This window comes from Desulfovibrio piger ATCC 29098 (assembly GCF_000156375.1).
Classification (GTDB): Bacteria; Desulfobacterota; Desulfovibrionia; order Desulfovibrionales; family Desulfovibrionaceae; genus Desulfovibrio; species Desulfovibrio piger.
Map to the genome: position 1 here is coordinate 927,016 of NZ_DS996359.1, position 22,506 is coordinate 949,521.

At 64.8% G+C, this 22,506-nt stretch carries 19 protein-coding genes; 13 read left to right on the forward strand and 6 right to left on the reverse strand.

Annotated features, from left to right (window positions below; genetic code table 11):
• Positions 1-164: 164 nt before the first annotated feature.
• The gene (locus DESPIG_RS10670) at positions 165-1,622 is read left to right on the forward strand and encodes a catalase (RefSeq protein ID WP_040369830.1); all 1,458 of its coding nucleotides are present in this window, start codon (positions 165-167) and stop codon (positions 1,620-1,622) included.
• A gap of 600 nt (positions 1,623-2,222) precedes the next feature.
• Here DESPIG_RS10670 and mqnC read toward each other — a convergent pair.
• The gene (mqnC, locus tag DESPIG_RS10675; protein ID WP_006008479.1) at positions 2,223-3,350 is read right to left on the reverse strand and encodes a cyclic dehypoxanthinyl futalosine synthase; all 1,128 of its coding nucleotides are present in this window, start codon (positions 3,348-3,350) and stop codon (positions 2,223-2,225) included.
• A complete protein-coding gene (gene mqnE / locus DESPIG_RS10680; RefSeq protein WP_006008480.1) occupies positions 3,347-4,480 on the reverse strand; it encodes an aminofutalosine synthase MqnE in 1,134 nt (377 codons plus the stop codon). Before mqnE ends, mqnC begins: the two co-directional genes overlap by 4 nt.
• Positions 4,481-4,590: 110 nt before the next feature.
• Between mqnE and DESPIG_RS10685 the strand changes: the two genes are divergently transcribed.
• The 5 genes from DESPIG_RS10685 to DESPIG_RS10705 all read left to right on the forward strand — a co-directional run bounded on the left by DESPIG_RS10685 (position 4,591) and on the right by DESPIG_RS10705 (position 13,956).
• Complete coding sequence (locus tag DESPIG_RS10685) at positions 4,591-5,421, forward strand: 1,4-dihydroxy-6-naphtoate synthase (RefSeq protein ID WP_006008483.1); 831 nt, start codon at positions 4,591-4,593, stop codon at positions 5,419-5,421.
• A 120-nt stretch (positions 5,422-5,541) separates the two neighbouring features.
• Positions 5,542-6,963: an MATE family efflux transporter gene (locus DESPIG_RS10690; RefSeq protein WP_040369972.1), complete on the forward strand. Its 1,422-nt coding sequence runs from the start codon at positions 5,542-5,544 to the stop codon at positions 6,961-6,963.
• A 345-nt stretch (positions 6,964-7,308) separates the two neighbouring features.
• The gene (locus DESPIG_RS10695) at positions 7,309-8,787 is read left to right on the forward strand and encodes an MATE family efflux transporter (RefSeq protein WP_006008487.1); all 1,479 of its coding nucleotides are present in this window, start codon (positions 7,309-7,311) and stop codon (positions 8,785-8,787) included.
• A 183-nt stretch (positions 8,788-8,970) separates the two neighbouring features.
• On the forward strand, positions 8,971-9,675 hold the full coding sequence (locus DESPIG_RS10700; RefSeq protein WP_006008489.1) for a TetR/AcrR family transcriptional regulator: 705 nt from the start codon (positions 8,971-8,973) through the stop codon (positions 9,673-9,675).
• 36 nt (positions 9,676-9,711) lie between these two features.
• Positions 9,712-13,956, forward strand: coding sequence for an acyl-CoA dehydratase activase-related protein (locus DESPIG_RS10705; RefSeq protein ID WP_006008491.1), 4,245 nt, complete (start codon positions 9,712-9,714; stop codon positions 13,954-13,956).
• Between the two features lie 163 nt (positions 13,957-14,119).
• On the opposite strand, the gene DESPIG_RS10710 is transcribed toward DESPIG_RS10705, so the two are convergent.
• The 3 genes from DESPIG_RS10710 to DESPIG_RS10720 are packed head-to-tail and all read right to left on the reverse strand — an operon-like array spanning position 14,120 to position 16,460.
• A complete protein-coding gene (locus DESPIG_RS10710) occupies positions 14,120-14,731 on the reverse strand; it encodes a bifunctional nuclease family protein (protein WP_006008493.1) in 612 nt (203 codons plus the stop codon).
• A complete protein-coding gene (gene miaB, locus DESPIG_RS10715; protein ID WP_006008495.1) occupies positions 14,725-16,071 on the reverse strand; it encodes a tRNA (N6-isopentenyl adenosine(37)-C2)-methylthiotransferase MiaB in 1,347 nt (448 codons plus the stop codon). Before miaB ends, DESPIG_RS10710 begins: the two co-directional genes overlap by 7 nt.
• A 5-nt stretch (positions 16,072-16,076) precedes the next feature.
• Entirely contained in the window at positions 16,077-16,460 is a 384-nt protein-coding gene (locus tag DESPIG_RS10720; protein WP_006008497.1) for a hypothetical protein, read from the reverse strand.
• 166 nt (positions 16,461-16,626) lie between these two features.
• On the opposite strand from DESPIG_RS10720, the gene DESPIG_RS10725 reads away from it, so the two are divergent.
• Complete coding sequence (locus DESPIG_RS10725) at positions 16,627-17,190, forward strand: hypothetical protein (RefSeq protein WP_006008498.1); 564 nt, start codon at positions 16,627-16,629, stop codon at positions 17,188-17,190.
• Between the two features lie 54 nt (positions 17,191-17,244).
• Here DESPIG_RS10725 and DESPIG_RS10730 read toward each other — a convergent pair whose 3' ends face one another.
• The gene (locus DESPIG_RS10730; RefSeq protein ID WP_006008500.1) at positions 17,245-17,550 is read right to left on the reverse strand and encodes a DUF5334 domain-containing protein; all 306 of its coding nucleotides are present in this window, start codon (positions 17,548-17,550) and stop codon (positions 17,245-17,247) included.
• 56 nt (positions 17,551-17,606) lie between these two features.
• Between DESPIG_RS10730 and moaA the strand changes: the two genes are divergently transcribed.
• From moaA to DESPIG_RS14265, 6 genes are all read left to right on the forward strand, one after another.
• Positions 17,607-18,614: a GTP 3',8-cyclase MoaA gene (gene moaA, locus DESPIG_RS10735; RefSeq protein WP_006008503.1), complete on the forward strand. Its 1,008-nt coding sequence runs from the start codon at positions 17,607-17,609 to the stop codon at positions 18,612-18,614.
• Between the two features lie 345 nt (positions 18,615-18,959).
• Positions 18,960-19,373, forward strand: coding sequence for an EamA family transporter (locus DESPIG_RS10740; protein WP_006008506.1), 414 nt, complete (start codon positions 18,960-18,962; stop codon positions 19,371-19,373).
• 47 nt (positions 19,374-19,420) lie between these two features.
• On the forward strand, positions 19,421-20,032 hold the full coding sequence (gene ruvA / locus DESPIG_RS10745; protein ID WP_006008508.1) for a Holliday junction branch migration protein RuvA: 612 nt from the start codon (positions 19,421-19,423) through the stop codon (positions 20,030-20,032).
• A gap of 79 nt (positions 20,033-20,111) precedes the next feature.
• Positions 20,112-21,188, forward strand: coding sequence for a Holliday junction branch migration DNA helicase RuvB (ruvB, locus tag DESPIG_RS10750; RefSeq protein WP_081446874.1), 1,077 nt, complete (start codon positions 20,112-20,114; stop codon positions 21,186-21,188).
• Between the two features lie 306 nt (positions 21,189-21,494).
• Entirely contained in the window at positions 21,495-22,211 is a 717-nt protein-coding gene (locus DESPIG_RS10755) for a YczE/YyaS/YitT family protein (RefSeq protein WP_187119497.1), read from the forward strand.
• A gap of 87 nt (positions 22,212-22,298) precedes the next feature.
• Positions 22,299-22,506 (forward strand): hypothetical protein (locus DESPIG_RS14265; protein ID WP_211204914.1); only part of this gene is annotated, 208 nt, incomplete at its 3' end.

Here is a 22,506-nt window from a genome sequence, read left to right on the forward strand (position 1 = left end):
GCGGCCGTGCCTGCGCGGATCGTGGCAGGAAATAAGAAAAACATCTAAATAGTAATAATTCCTATTTACCAAAAATGCCGGTCATGGCATTTCTTTCCTTGCGATACCTCCTGGGGGGAGGCTGCCACTGCACCAACCCGGTGCGCAAACCAGGGAGAAAGCACATGACTGATAAAAAAGACCGCCTGACCACCAGTGCCGGTGCGCCGGTAGCCAATAACAATCATGCTCTGACTGCCGGTCCGCGCGGCCCCATGCTGATGCAGGATGTCTGGTTCCAGGAAAAACTGGCCCATTTCGACCGTGAGGTCATCCCGGAGCGGCGCATGCACGCCAAGGGCTCCGGTGCTTACGGGACGTTCACGGTGACGCATGACGTCACCCGGTATACCAAGGCCTCGCTCTTTGCCGAGGTCGGCAAGCAGACAGAAGTCTTCGTCCGTTTCTCCACCGTGGCCGGTGAGCGCGGCGCGGCGGACGCGGAACGCGACATCCGTGGCTTTGCCGTCAAATTCTACACGGATCAGGGCAACTGGGACATGGTGGGCAACAACACGCCGGTCTTTTTCCTGCGTGACCCGCTCAAATTCCCTGACCTGAACCATGTGGTCAAGCGCAACCCGCGCACCAACATGCACAGCGCCACGGACAACTGGGACTTCTGGACCCTGTTGCCCGAAGCCCTGCACCAGATCATCGTGGTCATGAGCGATCGCGGCATCCCGGCCTCGTACCGGCACATGCACGGTTTCGGCAGCCACACCTACAGCCTCATCAATGCGGAAAACAAGCGCTTCTGGGTCAAGTTCCATTTCAAGACCCAGCAGGGCATCAAGAACCTTACCGATGCCGAGGCGCAGGAGCTCATCGGCCGTGACCGGGACAGCCACCAGCGCGACCTGTACGAGCATATCGAAAAGGGCGACTTCCCCCGCTGGACCCTGTACTTCCAGATCATGCCCGAGGAAGACGCCGAAAAGCTGCCCTATCATCCCTTTGACCTGACCAAGGTCTGGTACCACAAGGACTATCCCCTTATCGAAGTGGGCGTGCTGGAACTGAACCGCAACCCCGAGAACTACTTTGCCGAGGTGGAGCAGGCGGCCTTCAATCCCGCCAATCTGGTGCCCGGCATCGGCGTTTCGCCCGACAAGATGCTGCAGGGCCGTCTGTTCTCGTACGGCGATGCCCAGCGCTACCGTCTGGGAGTCAACCACAACATGATCCTGGTGAACCGTCCCCGCTGTCCCTATCACAGCTTCCACCGGGACGGTGCCATGCGGGTGGACGGCAACTACGGCGGCTATACCAGCTATGAGCCTAACAGCACGGGCGCCTGGCAGGAACAGCCCGACTTCAGCGAACCGCCCCTGAAGATCAGCGGCGACGCGGACCGCTGGGATTATCCCTGCGATGACGCCGATTACTTCGAGCAGCCCGGCAAGCTGTTCCGCATGATGACGCCGGAACAGCAGGAAGAACTGTTCGGCAATACGGCCCGCGCCCTGGGCGATGCGCCCCGCGAGATCAAGCTGCGCCATATCCGCCATTGCGCCAAGGCCGACCCCGCGTACGGTGCGGGCGTGGCCCGGGCCTGCGGTATCCCGGAAAGCGATATCTAAAACAAGACTGTGAGACAGGGGGCCATTGCCCCTGTTGCCGATACCCGGAGTCTCCTGCGCAGCGACGGCCCCCTCCTCCTCTTCGTCGTGGCGGGTAAGGCTTGAGGCCGGTATCCGGTGGCTCCCGATGGCCCTCCCTGTCCACCTTTTCCGGAAACGGCTCATGCAAGGATGGGCTCCGGCTGGAGCGGCGGCATGCCTTTTCAGCCGGCCCGGAAAAGGACTCTTTCCTTGTGCCCCCGGCAGCGCTTCGTCGTTGCAGGCGCGGAAGGCCCGCCGGACTGCGGCAGTCCTTCTGCTGACGAGAGGCTGCCATCAAAAAAAGCGGACATGACCATCATGGTCATGTCCGCTTTTCAGTATCTTTCGTTTACCAGGATTTTCCGGCACTTGGGGCATATGCCTGCGCCCGTCGCCCCGGTGGACCGGCAGGATATGCCGTGTTTTTCCCGCTTTCCATACCCCAAAATATTGCCCGGGTCTGCAGCATGAAGGACAGGCCCGGGCAAAGTTTTTTGGCGAGGAGGGGGAGCGCGAGGGGGAGGCCGCACCTTTTGTCCACAAAAGGGGGGCCTCCCCCTCGCATCATCCCTTCAGAGTCTAGTCTTCGGGTTGCGGATCCACGGGGGTGTAGTTCATGGTGCGCTGCACGGGGGTGAAGCCGGCGGCACGGATGATCTTGTGGATCTCGTGACGGGTCAGGTGGTAGGACACGCCGGCGGCGGCCACCACGTTCTCCTCGATCATGAGCGAGCCGAAGTCATTGGCACCGTAGAAGAGGGCCAGCTGGGCCACTTCGGGGCCCATGGTCACCCAGGAGGACTGGATGTTGGCGATATTGTCCAGCACCAGGCGCGACACGGCCAGCAGGCGCAGATAGGCGGGCGCGGGCAGGGGGGCCGTCACGTTGATGCGGGTATGGGCGGGCTGGAAGGTCCAGGGGATGAAGGCCGTGAAGCCATGGGTCCTGTCCTGCACCTCGCGCACGGCGAAGAGGTGGTCCAGACGGTGGCGGGGCTCTTCCTCATGGCCGAACATCATGGTGGCGGTGGTGCGCATGCCCAAGTTGTGGGCGCGTTCCATGACGTAGAGCCACTGGTCGGCGCTGCACTTGTTGGGCGAGACCTGGGCGCGGACGTCGTTCTGGAGGATCTCGGCGCCGCCACCGGGGATGGAGTCCAGACCGGCGGCCTTGAGGCGGGAGATGACCTCGTCCACGCTCAGACCGAACTTCTGCGACCAGAAGAAGATCTCCGGCGGGGAGAAGGCGTGGATGTGCAGGCTGGGCCAGGTGGCACGCATCCAGCGCAGCAGGTCTTCGTACCATTCCAGGGGCAGGTCGGGGTGGTGTCCGCCCTGCAGCAGGATCTGGGTGCCGCCCAGGCGTAGGGTCTCGTCGATCTTCTGGGCCATCTCCTCGCGGGTGATGACGTAGCCTTCGCCGGATTCGGGCGCGCGGAAGAAGGCGCAGAAGCGGCAGGCGCAGACGCAGACGTTGGAGTAGTTGATGTTGCGGTCGCCCACATAGGTGACGATGGGCTCGGGATGCAGGCGCAGGCGCATGGCGTGGGCCAGATGGGCCAGCGTATGCAGGGAGGCGCCGTAATACAGGGCTTCGGCGGCGGTGCGGTCCAGGCGCTTCCCGGCCAGGGAAAGGGCCGCGGCCTCCTTCACTTCGGGGCTTTCGTCAAAGGCGCTGTGCGCCGGACGGAACTGCTGGTCGCTCATGCGCGGGCCTCCTCGGTCTGGACGGTATTGAAGATGGCGTTGCGCCGCACGGGCGTGAAGCCCGCTTCACGGATCATGAATTCCAGCTCCTTGAGGGTCAGGCCCTGGGCGGAACCGGCACCGGCCATATGGCCGATGTGCTCTTCCACCACGGTGCCGTCCAGGTCGTCGGCGCCGTACCAGAGGGCCGTCTGGGCCAGCTTGGTGCCCATCATGATCCAGTAGGCCTTGATGTGGGGGATGTTGTCCAGCATCAGGCGCGAGACGGCCACGGTGCGCAGCTGGTCGAGACCGCGCACGGGGCCGAGCTTTTCTTCAGGCAGCTTGAGTTTGCTGTTCTCGGTCAGGAAGGGCAGGGGGATGAAGCAGGTGAACCCGCCGCTCTTGTCCTGCTGTTCGCGCAGGCGGCAGAGATGGTCCACGCGCATGGCGTAGGTCTCCAGATGACCGTAGAGCATGGTGCAGTTGGTCTTGATGCCCAGGCTGTGGGCCTCGCCGGAGATGCGCAGCCACTCGGCGGAACCGGCCTTGTGGGGGCAGATCTGGGCGCGCAGGCCTTCGTCGAAGATCTCGGCGCCGCCGCCGGGCATCATGACCAGGCCGGCTTCCTTGAGGCGCTGCAGCACTTCGAGGGTGGAACAGCCCTCCATCTTGGCGAAGTGGGCGATCTCCACGGGGGTGAAGGCCTTGATGAGCAGGTCGGGATTGAGTTCGCGCGCGGCGCGCAGGGTGTCCAGGAACCACTGGAAAGGACGGGTGGGGTGACAGCCGCCCACGATGTGCAGCTCGTCCAGATGCAGGGGCGTGGCGTCAGCGGCGCGCAGACGCTCCAGCACTTCCTCGGTGCTCAGGCAGAAGGCCCCCTGGTCTTCCTCGCGGTCGCGGCGGAACGCGCAGAACACGCAGCCGTTGACGCAGACATTGGTATAATTTATTTGGCGGTTGACCACATACGAGGTCTTGTCCCCGTGCATGCGGCAACGCGCATGGTGGGCCAGAGCGCCCACGGCGGTGATGTCGGGGCAGGCGAAAAGCGCCATGCCGTCTTCGGCGCTCAGGCGCTGGCCGGCAAGGACCTTGTCCAGAACGTCGGCAAGCCCGAGGCTTGCGTAATAGGAAGCATCCAGCATAATGGTTATCCTCAAATGATGATTGGCCGAAGGCCGGAACAGCGCAGTATATGTTCCAGTCTCGCTGCCTGTCAAACTGTTACGCCGGATAAAACAAAGAGAGGTGTCCCGTGGCGGAGAACATGACGCTGGGCCTTTCGCCCTGTCCCAATGATACCTATATCTTCCATGCCCTGCTGCATCATCTGGTGCCGTCCCCGGCGCATTTCACGCCGCACATGGCCGACGTGGAGGAGCTCAACGCCCTTGCCCGGCAAAAGAAACTGCCGGTGACCAAACTTTCGCTGGGCGTGGTGCCCTACATCATGGATGATTATGCCATCATGGCCTCGGGCGCCGCCCTGGGTTGGGGCTGCGGCCCGCTGGTGGTGGCCCGCGAAGACCTGCCCGAAGAAAAATGGAAAACGGCCCGTGTGGCCGTGCCGGGCCTCATGACCACGGCCAACCTGCTGCTGACCCTGCACGGCGGCTTCCAGGGTCCGCGCGAAGAGATGCTCTTCAGCGATGTCATGGACGCGGTGCTGACCGGCGAGGCCGATATGGGCGTCATCATCCATGAGGGCCGTTTCACCTATGCCGACCGCGGCCTGGTGAAGCTGCTGGACCTGGGGCAGTGGTGGGAAGCCACCTATCATGCGCCCCTGCCGCTGGGGGCCATCGCCGTGCGTCGCGACGTGCCCGTGGAGCTGGCCCGCGCCATCGAAGCGGCCATCACGGCCAGCGTGGACTATGCCAATGCCAACCCGCGCGCCTCGGCGGAATTCATCCGCGAACACGCGCAGGAGCTGGCCGAGAGCGTGACCTCGGCCCACATCAAGACCTTCGTCACCGAGTACAGCCGTGACCTGGGCGATACGGGCCGTCAGGCCATCGCCCGTCTGGTGGAGACCGCGGCGAAGATGCAGGGCCTGCGCCTGCCCGAAGCGGGGCTCTTCCTGTAAGCCGGGCCGCAACAGGCCTGTTCGTACCTATCCGGGGGCCTCGCGCGGTCATGCCGCCGGGGCCTTTTCAGGGCCGTTCCGCAGGGAGCGGCCCTGTTTTTGCCTCCATCTCAGAACATGATGACCAAGAACAGATTCTTTTCCCTCAATGAGGCCCGCCGCTTCCTGGCCCTGGGCCTGCCCGTGCTGGTGACGCAGATCGCCCAGATGGGCATGAACTTCGTGGACACGGCCATGACCGGCCAGGCCAGCACGGCGGACATGGCCGCCGTGGCCGTCTCGGGCTCCATCTGGGTGCCTGTTTCCCTGCTGGGCATGGGCTGCCTGTTGTCCCTGCCCGCCATGATGGCCCATCTGGTGGGTGGCGGCGAGCAGCAGCGCACCCCGCATCTGCTGCGGCAGGGCCTCTGGCTCTCGAGCCTGCTGTCGCTGGTATTGATGGGCGTGTTCGCCTTCCTTTCCCTCCATCTGGAGCTGTTCGGCCTGGATGCCGAGCTGGCGCCGCTGGCGGCCGGGTATCTGCGGGCCATGCTCTTCGGCCTGCCGGGCATGATGCTGTTCGTGAACGTGCGCGGCTTTCTGGAAGGCTATGCCCGTACGCGTCCGGCCATGCTGGTGGGCCTGCTGGGGCTGGCGCTCAACGTGCCCTGCAATTATGTGCTCATCTACGGCAAGCTGGGCCTGCCCCAACTGGGGGCCGTGGGCTGCGGCGTGGCCACGGCCCTGTGTTACTGGTTCATGGGCCTGACCCTGGCCCTGTATGCCCGGCGCGAGGCGCGCTGCCGCAAGCTGGGGCCGCTGTTCCTGCCCCTGCTGCTGCCGCGTACGGCAGGGGAGGGCGTTGAGGCCCGGCGGGTGGACTGGCCGCTGGTCTGGCGCATCTTCCGCATCGGCCTGCCCGGTGCGCTGGCCGCCTGTTTCGAGGCTTCGCTGTTCGCGGTCACGGCCTTGCTGCTGGCACCGCTGGGCAAGGTGGTGGTGGCCGGGCACCAGATCGCCATGAATTTTTCCAGCATCATCTACATGCTGCCCCTGTCGCTGAACATCACCGTGGCCATCCGGGTGGGGCAGAACCTGGGCGCCGGGCGTCTGGAACGGGCCCGTCTTTCGGCCCGCACGGCCCTGTGCCTGGGGCTGGGCCTGGCCCTGCTGACCATGACGACCACCCTGTGCCTGCGGCCGCAGATCGCCCAGATCTACAACTCTGACCCCGCCGTGCTGGGGCTGGCCGTGGGGCTGCTGGTCTTCGCCGCCGTCAACCAGATCCCGGAATCATTGCAGACGGTGAGCATCGGTGTGCTGCGCGCCTACAACGATACCCGCTACATCCTGGGCGTCTGCCTGTTCTCCTACTGGATCGTGGGGCTGGGCACGGGCTGGACCCTGGCCCGTACGGACTGGCTGGTGCCCGCCATGGGCGCCACCGGTTTCTGGATAGGCTATGGCCTGGCCCTGTGGGTGAGCTTCAGCCTGTACCGTTTGCGCATGGGCCGCTTGCACCGGCTGGATGCGGAGGCCGTGCGGCAGCGTATCCGCCGCTGACCGGGGCGGCATGGGATTGGTGCCGGATACGCACGCAGGGAAGGGGAGGCATGGCAAGGCCTCCCCTTTTTGTATGCCTGAAGGCCTCCTCACGGGCATGCTTGCGTGGCGGAGCGCGTTTCGTCCCTGCAGGGCGTTGCGGACAGGCGGCAGAGGGGCCCCGCCGTTTGTCCGGGAAGTCTTTTCCCGCTATGGCGCGGGCTTGTCATTCAGGGGGGGAGCGGGTATAGGAGGGGCGCGGACCGTACCCTGCCACGGCTGTGCCGGCAGGATGCCCCGCCTGCCTCCGGCCCGGCATAAGGGCTTGTCTTGTAACCGGATATTTCCGGCTGCGGATGGGAGACCATGCAGAACCAGTTTTTCTCGTTGTCCGAGGCCCGGCGCTTTGTTGCTCTGGGCCTCCCTGTATTTGTGGCCCAGATGTCGCAGATGGGCATGAACTTCGTAGACACGGCCATGACCGGCCAGTCCAGTACGGCGGACATGGCGGCCGTGGCCGTGGCCGGTTCCATCTGGAACCCCCTTTCCCTGCTGGGCATAGGCTGCCTGCTTTCCCTGCCGGCCATGAGCGCCCATCTGGTGGGCGGCGGTCAGCGTTCACGCACCCCGCACCTGCTGCGGCAGGGCATCTGGCTCACGCTGGTCATCAGCGCCATCCTGATGACCGTCTTTTATGTCATCTCCTGGCATTTGCAGTCCTTCGGGCTGGATGAGGAGCTCTCCCGTCTGGGCGGCGGCTATCTGCGCGCCATGCTCTGGGGGCTGCCGGGCTTCATGCTGTTCGTCAATGTGCGCAGCTTTCTGGAAGGCTATGCCCGCACACGCCCGGCCATGATCATCGGCATCCTGGGACTGGCGCTCAACGTGCCCTGCAACTATGTGCTCATCTACGGCAAGCTGGGCCTGCCCCAGCTGGGGGCCGTGGGCTGCGGCGTGGCCACGGCCTTGTGCTACTGGTTCATGGCCGCCTGCATGATCTACTACGTGCGCCGGGACGCCCAGTACAGGGATCTGCATCCCCTGTTCCTGCCTCTGCTGCTGCCGCGCACGGCCCGTGCCTGCGGTTGTGAGGCCCGCGCCCGGGACGATGCCAGCCCCCTGGCCGCCCCTTATACGCCCGAACCGGTGCCCTGCCGTTTCGACTTTCCCCTGATCTGGCGCATCCTGCGCATCGGTCTGCCCGGTGCGCTGGCCGTGTTCTTCGAAGTCTCGCTGTTCGCGCTTTCGGCGCTGCTGCTGGCGCCGCTGGGCAAGGTGATCGTGGCCGGGCATCAGATCGCCATGAACTTTGCCGGGCTGGTCTTCATGCTGCCCCTGTCGCTGAACATCACGGCGGCCATCCGGGTGGGGCAGAGCGTGGGCGCCGGGCGTCTGGGCCGGGCCCGTCTTTCAGCCCGCACGGCCCTGTGCATGGGCGCCGTCTCCTCGTTGATCATCGCGGCCTGTACGGCCCTGTTCCGGGAGCAGATCGTGCACATCTACAATGATGACCCCGCCGTGACGGCGCTGGCCATGAGCCTGCTGCTGCTCGGTTCCTGCTACCAGCTGGTGGATGCCTTGCAGACCATTAGTATCGGTATCCTGCGTGCCTACAACGATACCCGCATCATCTCGCTGGTCTGCTTCACCTCCTACTGGATCATCGGCCTGCCCCTGGGCTTCACGCTGGCCCGCACGGACTGGCTCGTCCCGGCTATGGGGCCTGCGGGCTTCTGGATCTCCTATATCGTGGCCCTGGGCTTCGGGGCCCTGTGTTACCTGATACGCGTGCACCATCTGCACGGTCTGGATGCCGAAGCCGTACGGCGGCGCATCCAGCGCTGACGTTCCGAAGGGCCCTGCGGCACCATGCCGTGGGGCTTTTTTTGTCCGTCCGCCGCGCCGTGATTTCTTGTTACGGAGACAAGAAAAATAATTGAAATTTGAATTTTAATTCGTTAACGTTTTTTGAACATGGCAGGAAGTATTCTTGATTGGATAATGGAACTTTAGCATTATGAGGCGGCAATGGGCAGTATTTCCCACGGGGGGCACGAGCGCGGCAAGCGCGGTGACGGGGATCTGACCCGGGCCCGGATCCTGGAATCGGCAGGACAGCTGGCGGCCGAATGCGGCTATGCCAACATGACCAGCAAACAGGTCTGCGAACGGGCCCATGTGAACATGGCGGCGGTCAACTACCATTTCGGCAGCCGCGAAGGACTGTATGCGGCCGTGCTGGCCGAGGCCCATGACCGTCTTTTTACGCTGGAGCGCCTGCGCCAGATCCTGGCGGAGGGCACGGCGCGTGAAAAACTGTCGCGTACGCTGGACGAGCTGCTGGCCCATCTGCACGGGCCGCGCAGCTGGCATGTGCGGGTACTGGCACGGGAATTTTTTTCTCCGGCGGGTTTTGTGGACCCTTTCCTGCAGGAAAAGGTGCATCCCAAGGCCCGGTTGTTGCGCGGCCTGCTGAGCGAGATCACCGGCATCCCGCAGGATGCCTCCCAGCTGGACTGCTGCATCGCCAGTTCCATGGGGACCTGCATGATGCTCATCATGCTGGATCCGGCTTTTGCCGACAGTCTGTTCCCGAACCTGACAGAAAAGAGCGCATCCCTTGACCAGATGGTCAAGGACTTCATCTTTGCCGGGCTGGACGACGCCGCGGCCAAGTGGCGCGCCCGTTCGGCAGGGGACGAGTGCGGGACCGGATCCGACGAGAGACCATAGACAAGATTTATCCGGCAGAAGCGGGGGAATCAGGTAATGGAAGAAGCTTTGTATCTCGGGCTCGATGCAGGCTCCACCACGGTCAAGCTGGCCCTGGTGGATGCGCGGGGCACGCTGCTGGAAGCCCGTTATGAACGTCATGGCGCGGCGGTGCGCGCGACTTTGCGCACGCTGCTGGAGGACCTGGCCGAACGGCGGCCCGGCCTGGTGGTGCGCCCGGCCATGACGGGTTCCGCGGCCCTGCGGCTGGCGCAGGCCCTGGAGCTGCCCTTCGTGCAGGAGGTGCTGGCCACGTCGCGGGCCATCGCCGTCCTGGCGCCGCAGACCGACGTGGCGGTGGAACTGGGCGGCGAGGACGCCAAGATCCTTTATTTTTCCGATGGTTCGGACAATCTGCGCATGAACGAGGCCTGTGCCGGCGGTACCGGGGCCTTCATCGACCAGATGGCCAGCCTGCTGGATACCGATGCGGCCGGTCTTGATGCGTTGGCCGCGCGCCACACCACCATCTATCCCATCGCGTCCCGCTGCGGTGTCTTCGCCAAGACCGACGTGGTGCCCCTGCTCAACGAAGGCGCGCCCCGCGAGGATCTGGCGGCCTCCATCTTCCAGGCCGTGGTGGAACAGACCATCGGCGGTCTGGCCTGCGGTCACCCCATCCGCGGCAAGGTCGCCTTTTTGGGCGGGCCCCTGCACTTCCTGCCCCAGCTCAAGGCCCGCTTTGTGGAGACCCTGCACATGGCTCCCGAAGACGTGGTGGACGTGCCGGATGCCCAGTACGTGGTGGCGCGCGGTACGGCCCTGAGCCTGGTGGACATCCCCGGCCTGGGGCGGCCCGTGGCTTCCACGCCCGTGAGCGTGGCCGAACTGGCCGAACGCGCCCGTACCCGTACGTTCGAGGGCGAGACCAGCGCCAGCCTGCCGCCCCTGTTCGATTCCGAAGCCGAATATCATGTCTTTCTTGACCGTCACCGCCGGGACGCCGCGCCGCGCGGCCGGCTGGACGAGGCCTCGGGCCCGCTCTATCTGGGCGTTGACCTGGGCTCCACCACGGTCAAGGCTGTGCTGGTGGACATCAACGGCGCCGTGCTGGACACCTGGTACCAGCGCAACCAGGGCGACCCGCTGGCCGGGCTGCTGCCCTATGCGGCCGATCTGGTGGACCGTCTGCCCGCCGGTGCCTGGATACAGGCCAGTGCGGCCACGGGCTACGGCGCCGACTATGCCCGGGCGGCCCTGGGCTCCGTCATCTCCGAAGTGGAGACCGTGGCCCACCTTAAGGCGGCCTGCCGTCTGGTGCCGGACGCCACCTATGTCATCGACATCGGCGGCCAGGACATGAAATGCCTCAAGGTCCGGCAGGGCTGCATCGCGGGCGTGACCCTCAACGAAGCCTGTTCCGCCGGTTGCGGGGCTTTTCTGGAGACTTTTGCCCAAAGCCTGAACCTGAGCATGGAAGAGTTCGTGCAGGCCGCGCTCTTTGCCCGCCATCCCGTGGATCTGGGCTCGCGCTGCACGGTGTTCATGAATTCCAAGGTCAAGCAGGCCCAGAAGGAGGGCGCCTCCATCGGCGATATCGCGGCCGGCCTTTGCTATGCCGTCATCCGCAATGCCCTCTACAAGGTGCTGCGCCTGCGCACGCCCGACGAGCTGGGCGCGCGCGTGCTGGTGCAGGGCGGTTCCTTCATGAACGATGCCCTGCTGCGCGTCATGGAAAACCTGCTGCAGCGGGAGGTCAGCCGTCCCGACATCGCCGGGCTCATGGGCGCGTACGGCGCGGCCCTGCTGGCCCTGCGCCGCTGTGCGGGGCAGGAGGAGCGCACGCCCCTGAGTTCCGCCGGGCTGCGCTCGCTGGAGATCACGACTAAGTCCGTGCGCTGCCGTGGCTGCGGCAACCATTGCCTGCTCAAGGTGCACCGCTTCTCCAACGGGCACCGCTTCGTGTCCGGCAACCGCTGCGAACGCGGCGGCATGGGGCATTCGCAGGGCGATGTCCCGGTCATGCCAAATATCTACGCATGGAAGGCCCAGCGCCTGCTCCGCTACCAACCGCTGGAACCGGAGCAGGCCCCCCGCGGCCGCATGGGCATTCCCCGTGTGCTCAACATCTACGAGCATTATCCCTTCTGGTTCACCTTTTTCACCCGTCTGGGCTACAGGGTGGAGCTTTCCCCGGCATCGGGCAAGGAGCTGTACGACCTGGGCCTTTCGTCCATGCCGTCCCAGACGGTCTGTTACCCCGCCAAGCTGGCCCACGGCCATGTGATGGCCCTGCTGCGCCAGGGCGTGCGGGAGATCTTTTTCCCCTGCCTGCCGCGTGAAGGACAGGATACCTCGGTGCGGGGCTACAACTGCCCCGTGGTCTCCGGCTATCCCGAGGTCATCCGCCTGAACACCGACGAGGTGCGCGAGCTGGGCGCGCATCTGTACACGCCCTTCGTCTCGCTGGAGCATCTGGACACCCTGGTGGACCGCCTGCACGAAGTGCTGGGCCTGCCCAAGCTGGAACTGTGGGAGGCGGCCCACGCGGCCCGTGCCGAGCAGGAGGCCTACCGGGCCGAACTGCGGGCCGAGGGCGAACGCATCCTGGCCCAGGTGGAGCGTGAACAGGGGCTGGGCATCGTGCTGTGCGGCCGTCCCTACCATGCGGACCCGGCCGTGCATCACGGTCTGCCGGATTACATCGCCTCGCTGGGCGCGGCCGTGCTCAGCGAGGACAGCGTGGCCCATCTGGGCGTGCTGCGCGATCCGTTGCGCGTGGTGGACCAGTGGAGCTATCACTCCCGCCTGTACCGGGCCGCGGCCCTGGTCTGCGAGCGTCCCCTGCTGGAGCTGGTGCAGCTCACATCCTTCGGCTGCGGCCTCGATGCCGTGACCAGCGACCAGGTGGCGGAACTGCTGACCCACCATGGCCGTCTGCATACGCTCATCAAGATAGACGAAGGCGCCTCTTTGGGAGCGGCCCGCATCCGCATCCGTTCGCTGCTGGCCGCTGTGCGGGAACGCCGCGAGAGCAGGGCGCCGGAGTTCCGGCAGTCCCCGCGTCCGGAAAGCCCGTACTTCACCGAGGACATGCGCGAGACCCACACCATCGTGGCCCCGCAGATGGCGCCGCTGCATTTTTCCATCATGGAGGCGGCGGTCAACAGCGTGGGCTACCGCTTGCAGGTGTTGCCCGTGGTCAGCCGCCGGGCCATCGAGCTGGGCCTGAACTACGTCCATAACGATGCCTGCTATCCGGCCATCGTAGTCATCGGCCAGATGCTGGACGCCCTGTTCAACGGCCAGTGCGACCCGCAGCGCACGGCCCTGATGCTGGCCCAGACCTGCGGCCCCTGCCGCGCCAGCAATTATCCGGCCCTGCTGCGCAAGGCCCTGCAGGAAGCGGGCTTCCCGCAGGTGCCCATCCTGACGTTGAGCAGCGGTTCCCTCAACAAGCAGCCGGGCTTCAAGATGTCGGGCAGCATGCTGCACCGCATGATCCTGAGCTGCCTGTACGGCGACATGCTGCAGCGTGTCTCCATGTCCTGCCGGGCCAACGAGCTGCACAAGGGCGATACCGACGCGCTGCTGGAACGCTGGACGCAGCGTGCCCGTGAGGTGGTGGGCAAGGGCGATACCCGCGCCTTCCGCAAGGACATGCGCCGCATCGTGGAGGACTTCACGAAGATCCCGCGTGACGGCGTGGTCCGGCCCAAGGTGGGCATCGTGGGCGAGATCCTGCTCAAGTACCACCCCGATGCCAACAACCATGTGGCCCGGCACATCATGGAAGAGGGCGGCGAGCCCGTGCTCACCGACATCATGGACTTTTTCCTCTACTGCTTCATGGATCCCATGTACCGCTGGCAGCGGCTGGGCGGGCGCATCCTGCCCGCGCTGGGCAGCTGGCTGTTCATCATGCGGGTGGAGATGCTGCGCACCTCCATGCGCAAGGCTCTGGAAGGCAGCATCTTCATGCCCGTGTCCCGCATCCGGCACCTGTCGCACAGCGTCAAGGGCATCATCTCGCGCGGCAACCAGGCCGGTGAGGGCTGGCTGCTGACCGCCGAGATGCTGGAACTCATCGACAACGGCGCCACCAACGTGCTCTGCCTGCAACCTTTCGGCTGCCTGCCCAACCACATCACCGGCAAGGGCGTCATGAAGGAACTCAAGCGCTTGCGTCCCGCGGCCAACCTCATGGCCGTGGACTATGACCCCGGCAGCAGCGAGGCCAACCAGCTCAACCGCATCAAGCTCTTCATGTCCATGGCCCACGCCAAGTTGCAGCAGGCCTGATGACGGGGAGCGGCAGGCATCCCTGAACGTGTCTAAAAAAACAGCCCGAAACCGAGACGGTTCGGGCTGTTTTTGCATGCCAAGGAATAATGGCCGGTTGCTGTCTTGATGCGTTGGGATCTCTGCATGCCTCGCAACAGAGACCTCCCCGGAAAGAGGCTTTTTACATCTTGTTCCGCGATACGGGCTCCAGGGCCCGCAACAGGTCGCGCAGCCGCTCCGGCCCGGCGGCCTCGCCCAGGTCTTCGGGCACGGCGCCTTTGGCCAGCAGGGCGGCCAGAGTGTCGGCCTCCTTGCGGGCGTCGGCGGTGCGGGCCATGTCGGTGGCGGCATCGGAACCGGCGTGATGCCGGGTGGCGGGATGGATGCTGCCGGGTTCCTGCTCGCGGGCGGCCTTTTCAAAGACTTCGGTCTTGACGCGGATGGGCACCGAGGCGCGCAGGGCCAGGGCGATGCCGTCCGAGGGGCGGCAGTCCACGCTGATGAGGCCCGCGGGACCGCGCAGCAAGAGGACGGCGTAGTAGATGTCGTCCCTGTAGTCCACGATGTCCACGCCGGTGAGCGTGCCGTTGAGGGCCTTGGCCACCATGAGCAGCAGATCGTGCGCCAGGGGGCGGGGCAGTTCCTCGCCGTTGAGCACCAGCGAGATGGTCATGGCCTCCATGGCGCCGATCCAGAGCGGGAGCAGGCCCTTGCCGTCGTTCTGCCGCAGGATGACGATGGGTTTTCGTGTCTGCGGATCGAGGCTCAGGCCCTCCACGTGCATCTCTACCATGGCTGTCCCGTGGCTTCTGCCACCAGGCTGTGCTTTTTGGCTTCCACGATGCGGGCGTTGACCAGGCGGCCGGTATGGTCGCCGGCGGGCAGGGGCACATGCACCAGGGCGCCGTAGATGTCGCGGCCCTGCCAGCTTTGCAGGCTGTCGTCAGCGGTAGCCTCGCGACGGCTGGCGTTCTCCAGCAGCACTTCGCACTCCTGGCCCACGCGGGCGTCGAGCCAGCGCTGGGAAAGCTCCTCCTGCAGGGCCTGCAGGCGCAGCAGGCGATCCTGCTGCACGTCGGGGGCGATCTTGTCCAGGAAGCGGCTGGCGCGGGTGCCGGGGCGGTCCGAATAGCAGAAGGAGAAGCTGGACATGAAGTCGCTGGCGCGCATCAGCTCCAGCGTGGCGGCGAAGTCTTCCTCGGTCTCGCCGGGGAAGCCCACGATGAGGTCCGTGGACAGGGCGATGTCCGGGCGGGCATCACGCAGGCTGGCCACCAGCTCCAGATAGCGGACGCTGTCGTACTTGCGGCCCATGCGCTTGAGCACGGCGTCGGAACCGGCCTGGAGGGGCAGGTGCAGGCGCGGGCAGAGCTGCGGGATGTCGGCGAAGGCCCTCACGTCTTCCGGGCCCATGTCCTTGGGATGGGGCGTCACGTAGCGCAGACGCTTCAGGCCGGGCAGGGCGGCCACTTTTTCCAGCAGCGTGGCAAAGCTGACACCGTCGCCGTGCGTATCGCGGCCGAAGGCGTTGACGTTCTGCCCCAGCAGGGTGATCTCGTGCGCGCCGCGGTCCAGCAGGTGGCGGCACTCGTCGAGGATGGCCGGGGTCAGGCGGGACTTCTGGCGGCCGCGGGTATAGGGTACGATGCAGTAGGCGCAGAAATTGTCGCAACCCTGCATGATGTTCACGAAGCCCACGGGCGCGGACGGCGTATCGGCGCCGGGTTCGCGCTCTACATAATGGCTGGTGAAGTCCAGCAGGGAAAGGCGCAGGGCGGGCTCGTCCAGCAGGCGTTCGATGGCCTGGGGCGCGCCGCTGATGCCGTCGCTGCCCGCCACCAGGCGCACCTGGCGGCTGAAGAGTTTTTCGCCCAGCTGCTGGGCCACGCAGCCGGTGACGGCCACCAGCACACGCGGCGAGTTGCCGGTGACTTGGCGGATGCGGCCCAGGGTGCTCATGACTTTCTGTTCGGGCTTTTCGCGCACGGAACAGGTGTTGACCACCACCACGCGGGCCTCTTCCAGGGGCGCCTCGCAAAAGCCGCGCGCTTCGAGGGCGCGGGCCAGCCACTGCGAGTCGTGCACGTTCATCTGGCAGCCGAAGGTGATGATGTGGAAGCTGTTGTCGATCATGTCTTCTACTGTTCGGGGCCGGTGATGTTGCGGGGGTAGACGGCCATGCCGCTTTCGTCCATCTCCAGGGCGGCGACGCGGTCTTCCAGCCATTCCAGCACGGCGCGGGCCGTGTTGTAGTTGAGCAGCACGCGGGTATTGATGCGGCGCACCACCTCGCGCACTTCCAGGTTCTCCTCGTCCATCATCTCGGGGCCCAGCGAGCCGTCCGGGGCCACCAGGCATTCGGACCACTGGGGCAGGGAGTCGCTTTCCTCGTAGAAATTGAGTTCGATCTCTCCCTGGGGATTGATGCCGCCCCAGACGCCGTGGGCCGTGCTCATGCGCACGCTGTCGTCCATGACGTACTTGTAGCGGATCTTCTTGGGAAGCTCGGGTTGGTTGCTCATGCAGGCTCCTTGAAAAAATATGGGGGATGGTAAAGAAGACGGCCGCAATAGTAAAGCCCGGCCGGCCCGGCGCATGTGAAAGGATGTGCAGGCTTGACGGTCGCCTTTCCTTGGTTACAATAGCACGGTAAAGAAGGGCTCATCCTGATGCCCGCAAGGAGAGACTGTGAGCGAGATTACCGTTACGGAACACGAGATCCGTCCCTATTTCGATATGGAAGGCTTCATGACCCTGAGCCAGGAATCGCGCCTGGGCGGTGCGACGCTGGAACGGCTGTGCAAGCTGTGGGAAGAGTGGATGCCGCAACTCAGGGTCTGCGAGATCAAGACGGCCAAGATCTCCTATCTGGCCGTCTGGCTGCCCGAGAGCGTGGAGCAGCAGGTGGACGCCGCCTGGGAAAAATCCCCTTCGGACGGCTGGCAGGACAACAACCTGGCCCAGTACATGTGCATGGCCGCCGTGCAGGAAGTGCTGCCCCAGGTGGAGGATGCCGGCTGTGCGCCCGCGCCGCGTCCCACCGAGGCCCTGCGTGAGGCCCTGTCCGGCCTGGGCCTGGAATATCGTGAAGATGCCCCCACCCTGAACCGCCGTTTTGCTCTGGTGACCCACTATCCCTTCAAGGGCGGCTGCGAGATCTGCCATCTGCAGTCCAACTGCCCCAAGGGACAGGGCAAGAGCGAGGCTGCCAGCGTGGTGCTGCCCGGCTACGAGCAGGGCGCCGACGAATAGGCATGACCCGGTCGCGCCGGGGCCATGGGGTTCCGGCGCGTCCGTCCGCGACGGCTAGCGGCCTTCCATCACCAGGGTGTGCGCTTCGCCGTCGGGCGTGCGGACCACGATCTCCACGGTGCGGCTGTTGCGGGTGACGGAGACCACCAGGCAGGTGGTCGTCTCGTCATTGCTGTAGTTGCGCACGTCCACGGTGTCGCCCTTGTTGGGCAGGGCATCGGGGATGATCTCCACCAGGTCGGCGGAATCCGCATCAAAGCCGTCCCAGGCCAGCGCGGGCAGCGGCAGGGCCAGAGAGGCACACAGGGCGATGACGGCCGGCAGACGCCGGACACGCTGATTGCGTAAGAGTGTCTTCATGGCTGCATGTGTAAAACCATTTTTGCTTCTTGGCAACAGGAGGCCCCGGAGGGACGATGAGCATCCATGCCCTGCACGACGACCACGGCCGCACGGTACGTTACCTGCGCCTGTCACTGACGGACCGCTGCAACCTGCGCTGTCTGTATTGCCACAGCAATGCCCGGCACCAGTGCATCCCGCACGAGAAGGTGCTGCGCTACGAGGAGATGATCCGTCTGGTGCAGATCGTGCGCGGCATGGGCGTGGGCAAGGTGCGCCTGACCGGCGGGGAACCCTTTGCGCGCAAGGGCTGCGACGACTTCCTCCTGCGTTTGCGGCAGCGTTTCGATGATCTGGACATCCGCATCACCACCAACGGCACCCTGCTGGAGGAGCACATCCCCCTGCTGCAGCGTATCCGCATCAGCGCCGTGAACCTGTCACTGGACAGCTTCGACCGCGAGACCTTTGCCCGCGTGACCGGGCGCGACATGCTGCCGGAAGTGCTGCGGGCCCTGGACGCCATGCTGGCCGCGGGCATCCGGGTCAAGATCAACGCCGTGGGCCTGCGCGGCATCAATGACAGCCAGATGGCGGACTTCGTCCATGCGGCCATGACCCTGCCCGTGGACGTGCGCTTCATCGAATTCATGCCCATGGGCAGCGATACCCTGTGGAGCCCCGAGAATTTCTGGCCCGCCAGCGACATCCGCGCCGCCGTGGAGCAGCATGTGCGCCTGGTGCCGCTGGGCGATGCCAACGAAGGCCAGCGCGGCCCGGCCCGCATGTTCGCCCTGGAAGGCGGCAAGGGACGCATGGGCTTCATCACGCCCCTGACCAACCATTTCTGCCTGTCCTGCAACCGGCTGCGCCTGACCAGCGACGGGCATCTGCGTACCTGTCTGTTCGCCGACAGGGAGTATCCGTTGCGGCCCCTGCTGCGTCATCCCAGGGTCACGGACGAGCATATCGCCCGGGTCATCGCCCAGGCCTGCAAGAGCAAGCCCGTGGGGGCGGATCTGCTGGCGGCCCGGCAGGGCGGCGCCGTGGCCAGCAGCAAAATGGTCTCCATCGGTGGTTAGGGCAGGGCGTTCCTGCCGCGCGGCAAGGTGGCCTGTGTGGCAAGGCGGCAGGAAAAAGCGACCTTGCCTTATATATTGATACAAAATGATACAGGCAGTCCTTTTTGCGGGCATGCCTGTCGTGCGCTTGTGACGCGGAGTGCGTCCCGGCCTCGGTCGTGATGTGGCCCGCCGGTGCGTGCAGCAGGCGTGGCCCCAGGGCCGGCTGTTCCCCAGCGGGAAAAGCGTCCTGCCCGCAAGGGCTGGGCTGCAGTCGCCGGGCAGTGGGGCACGTCACGTGTACTCGCAGATCGTTCCCGGAGGCCTGAGGGCCGGGCCCCCCGGCGACAGGGGGAGGAAAGTGCCATGTGGCAGGTCTATGCCTTGCTGGCGGCCGTGTTCGCGGCCCTGACAGCCATTTTTTCCAAACTGGGCGTCCGGGACGTGGATTCCGGGCTGGCCACGGCCATCCGGGTGGGCTTCATCCTGCTCCTTACCTGGGGCATGAGCCTGTATGCCGGTACCTGGCGCGAGGTGCGTCAGATCGGCGGGCATACCTGGCTCTTCCTGTTCCTTTCCGCCGTGGCCACGGGCCTGTCGTGGCTGTGCTATTTCAAGGCCCTGCAACTGGGCGACGTCTCCAAGGTCGCGCCGCTGGACAAGCTCAGCGTGCCTCTGGCCATGCTGCTGGGGGTGCTCGTGCTGGGCGAGCCCTGTGATCCCAAGACCGTGGCCGGGGGCATCCTGATCACGGCCGGGGCCCTTTTGCTGGTGCTGTAAGGCGCTGCCTTCGTCCCCTGTTTTTTCGATGACATCAAGGAGCATCCATGATCGCCTATCTTGAAGGCCTGCTGGCCGAGACCTGGGGCACCTCCTGCATCGTGGTCACGCGCGGTGGCGTGGGCTACGAGCTGGATCTGCCTGCCCACACCATGGCATCCCTGCCCGGACGCGGGGAGAGCGTGGCCCTGTACACCAGCCTGGTGGTGCGCGAGGATGCCCAGCAGCTGTTCGGCTTTGCCACCTTCGAGGAACGCCAGGTCTTCGAGGTGCTGCTGACCATCTCCAAGGTGGGCGCGCGTACGGCGCTGGCCATCCTTTCCCTGTACCGGCCCGACGATCTGCGCCGCATCGTGCTGGAAGAGGATGTGGATGCCCTCACCCGGGTGAGCGGCATCGGCAAGAAGACGGCCCAGCATGTCTTTCTGGAGCTCAAATACAAGCTCAAGGTGGAGGACGTGCCGCAGGCGGCGGTGCTGGCGCCCAACGGCCGTCCGGGCTCCGTGTTCCGGGACGTGCTTGATGGTTTGTCCAATCTTGGCTATTCTGAGGACGAATGCGCTCCTGTGGTCAAAAACATCCTGTTGCAGGAGCCCGACCTTGACGTCACCGGCGCTCTGCGGGCGGCGCTCAAGGCTCTGGCGCGCGGTCGTCTGTAGACCGGCGCTTTCTTTTTCTTGAGTGTTCCTCGCGCAGGCCCGGCCTGTGCAGGGGGCAAATCCTGACCGACTGGACATCATGGCACAGAAATCTTCCCCTTCCCCCGCAGCCCGCTTTTTCGGCAATGATGACTGGGATGCCCCTGCGGAACAGCACGCGCCCGTACCCGCGGCCGGTACGGAAGACCCCGGCCTGAGCACCGCTGCGCTGGAAGAGAGCGTGCGGCCTCGCAGCCTGGATGATTTCATCGGTCAGGAAGAACTGCGCGCCAATCTGCGCGTGTACCTGGGCGCGGCCCGTGAACGCGGCGGCGCGCTGGATCATACGCTCTTTTACGGCAATCCCGGTCTGGGCAAGACGACCCTGGCCCAGATCATGGCTGCCGAGCTGGGCGTCAACCTGGTCTGCACCTCGGGCCCGGTACTGGAGCGCAGCGGCGATCTGGCCGCCATCCTGACCAACCTGTCCCGTAACGACATCCTCTTCGTGGACGAGATCCACCGCATGCCCATCGCTGTGGAGGAAGTACTGTATCCGGCCATGGAAGACTTCAAGCTGGACCTGGTCATCGGGCAGGGCCCGGCGGCCCGCACGGTCAAGATCGACCTGGAGCCGTTCACCCTGGTGGGGGCCACCACGCGCATGGGCCTGATCTCCGCTCCCTTGCGCGGGCGCTTCGGCATCCTGTCGCAGCTGGAGTTCTACACCCCTGCCGAACTGGCCCGGGTGGTGCTGCGCACGGCACACATCCTCGGCATCGCCGTCACGCCTGACGGTGCGGAGGAGATAGGCCGCCGCTCCCGCGGCACACCGCGCATCGCCAACCGCCTCTTGCGTCGCGTGCGGGATTTTGCCATGATGGGCGGCCACGACGTCATCACCGCCGAACAGGCTGCCGAAGCCCTGCGGCGCATGGACGTCGACGAGATAGGTCTGGACCGCATGGACAGGCGCCTGCTGGAAGTCATGATCACCCACTACGACGGCGGACCCGTGGGGCTCAAGACGCTGGCCGTGGCCTGCTCCGAAGAAGTGCGTACCATCGAAGAGATCTACGAGCCCTACCTCATCCAGTGCGGCCTGCTCAAGCGTACCCCCCGTGGTCGCATGGTGACCGCCAAAGCCTACCGCCACCTCAACCTTTTACTGCGCTGAGAGGCGCACGAAGAACAGCCGCGCTGCTTTTTGTCGCATCCGCATGGTTGCGAAGGCAACGTTTTTTTCTGTTCTTCCCGGAGCTCAGCTCCAATTTGTGCCGCGCCGGTAACGGCGCCGTCGCTTTTCTGTTCTCTTCTGAAAGGCGGCGGGACGTTGCCCGCGGCGGACGTCGTTTCGATAACGTCCCCTTGCCCTGCCTTCCCGACCGGCGCCGGAAGGAGAGGCATGGAGGCGGAGGCGGCGCCCCCCTTGGTTCATCGCCGGAGTACCGCGTTGTGTATGGACGTGGTCGGAGTTTTCAGAATGAAAGTGACTGTTGACAAATCTGTGTTGTGCAAACGTTATGCGGGCTTCACCGTGGCACTGCTGGTCTGTGCCCTGGGGGTCGCGCTGGTGACCAATGCCTGTCTGGGCACCTCGCCCATCACCAGCCTGCCGTATGCCCTGAGCGCCATCTTTCCCCTGAGCCTGGGGACCGTTACTTTTCTGTCCAATATCTGTTTTCTCGTGGTTCAAAAGATCCTGCTGGGCCGTTACTTCACGGTGGGGCATTTGATGCAGATCCCGGCCGTCTTCCTGTTCGGCCTGTTCATCGACGGCTGGATGTGGGCCACCTCCTATCTGGTCACGGATGTTTACTGGCAGCAAATGCTCATGTGTCTGGTGGGCTCCATGGTGCTGGGCCTGGGCGTGAGCTTGGAGATCATCAGCAATGCCACCGTGCTGCCCGGTGAAGGCATGGTCGTGGCCATCGTCTTCCGCACGCACAAGAATTTCGGCAACATCAAGGTCTTGGTGGATTCCTCCATGGTGCTGGCGGCGGTGCTGCTCAGCCTGGCCGTCCTGCACACCATCGTGGGCCTGCGTGAGGGCACCATCATCTCGGCCGTGCTGGTGGGCATGAGCGTTCGCTTCTTCTCCCGCTGGACGCGCCGTCTGGCCCCGCTCTTCTGGGAAAAGGAAAAGCTGGAGAAAGCCCGCCGCCGTCGCCTGGTGTTGCAGGAAAGCTATGCCGCCTAGGCATTGCCATGGATACGTATGAGAGGGAGCCTTCGGGCTCCCTTTTTTGTTGCGGGCCGTTGTCGAAAAGAGGACGGAAGAAGATCCATGGCGGCGAAAATGTCTTCACGATCTGGGGGGGAGCCTGTGCTGTTGAAGAAAATGGCGCATTTTCGGCCAGAGGGGAGAGGAGAGTGCGTCGATTGGCAAAGAAAGGAGCGGGGCGAAAGAGAAAGCGGCAAAGAAATATTCAGGAAATTTTGCCTGTCTTTCCGGTGTGTTGATTTAACAATCAGTCAGCATGAAACAAAAACAC

Coding starts and splice junctions, on each gene's coding strand:
- DESPIG_RS10670 (WP_040369830.1), top strand. CDS start 165: ATGACTGATAAAAAAGACCGCCTGACCACCAGTGCCGGTGCGCCGGTA.
- mqnC (WP_006008479.1), bottom strand. CDS start 3,350: ATGAGCGACCAGCAGTTCCGTCCGGCGCACAGCGCCTTTGACGAAAGC.
- mqnE (WP_006008480.1), bottom strand. CDS start 4,480: ATGCTGGATGCTTCCTATTACGCAAGCCTCGGGCTTGCCGACGTTCTG.
- DESPIG_RS10690 (WP_040369972.1), top strand. CDS start 5,542: ATGACCAAGAACAGATTCTTTTCCCTCAATGAGGCCCGCCGCTTCCTG.
- DESPIG_RS10695 (WP_006008487.1), top strand. CDS start 7,309: ATGCAGAACCAGTTTTTCTCGTTGTCCGAGGCCCGGCGCTTTGTTGCT.
- DESPIG_RS10700 (WP_006008489.1), top strand. CDS start 8,971: ATGGGCAGTATTTCCCACGGGGGGCACGAGCGCGGCAAGCGCGGTGAC.
- DESPIG_RS10705 (WP_006008491.1), top strand. CDS start 9,712: ATGGAAGAAGCTTTGTATCTCGGGCTCGATGCAGGCTCCACCACGGTC.
- DESPIG_RS10710 (WP_006008493.1), bottom strand. CDS start 14,731: ATGGTAGAGATGCACGTGGAGGGCCTGAGCCTCGATCCGCAGACACGA.
- miaB (WP_006008495.1), bottom strand. CDS start 16,071: ATGATCGACAACAGCTTCCACATCATCACCTTCGGCTGCCAGATGAAC.
- DESPIG_RS10720 (WP_006008497.1), bottom strand. CDS start 16,460: ATGAGCAACCAACCCGAGCTTCCCAAGAAGATCCGCTACAAGTACGTC.
- DESPIG_RS10730 (WP_006008500.1), bottom strand. CDS start 17,550: ATGAAGACACTCTTACGCAATCAGCGTGTCCGGCGTCTGCCGGCCGTC.
- moaA (WP_006008503.1), top strand. CDS start 17,607: ATGAGCATCCATGCCCTGCACGACGACCACGGCCGCACGGTACGTTAC.
- DESPIG_RS10740 (WP_006008506.1), top strand. CDS start 18,960: ATGTGGCAGGTCTATGCCTTGCTGGCGGCCGTGTTCGCGGCCCTGACA.
- ruvA (WP_006008508.1), top strand. CDS start 19,421: ATGATCGCCTATCTTGAAGGCCTGCTGGCCGAGACCTGGGGCACCTCC.
- ruvB (WP_081446874.1), top strand. CDS start 20,112: ATGGCACAGAAATCTTCCCCTTCCCCCGCAGCCCGCTTTTTCGGCAAT.
- DESPIG_RS10755 (WP_187119497.1), top strand. CDS start 21,495: ATGAAAGTGACTGTTGACAAATCTGTGTTGTGCAAACGTTATGCGGGC.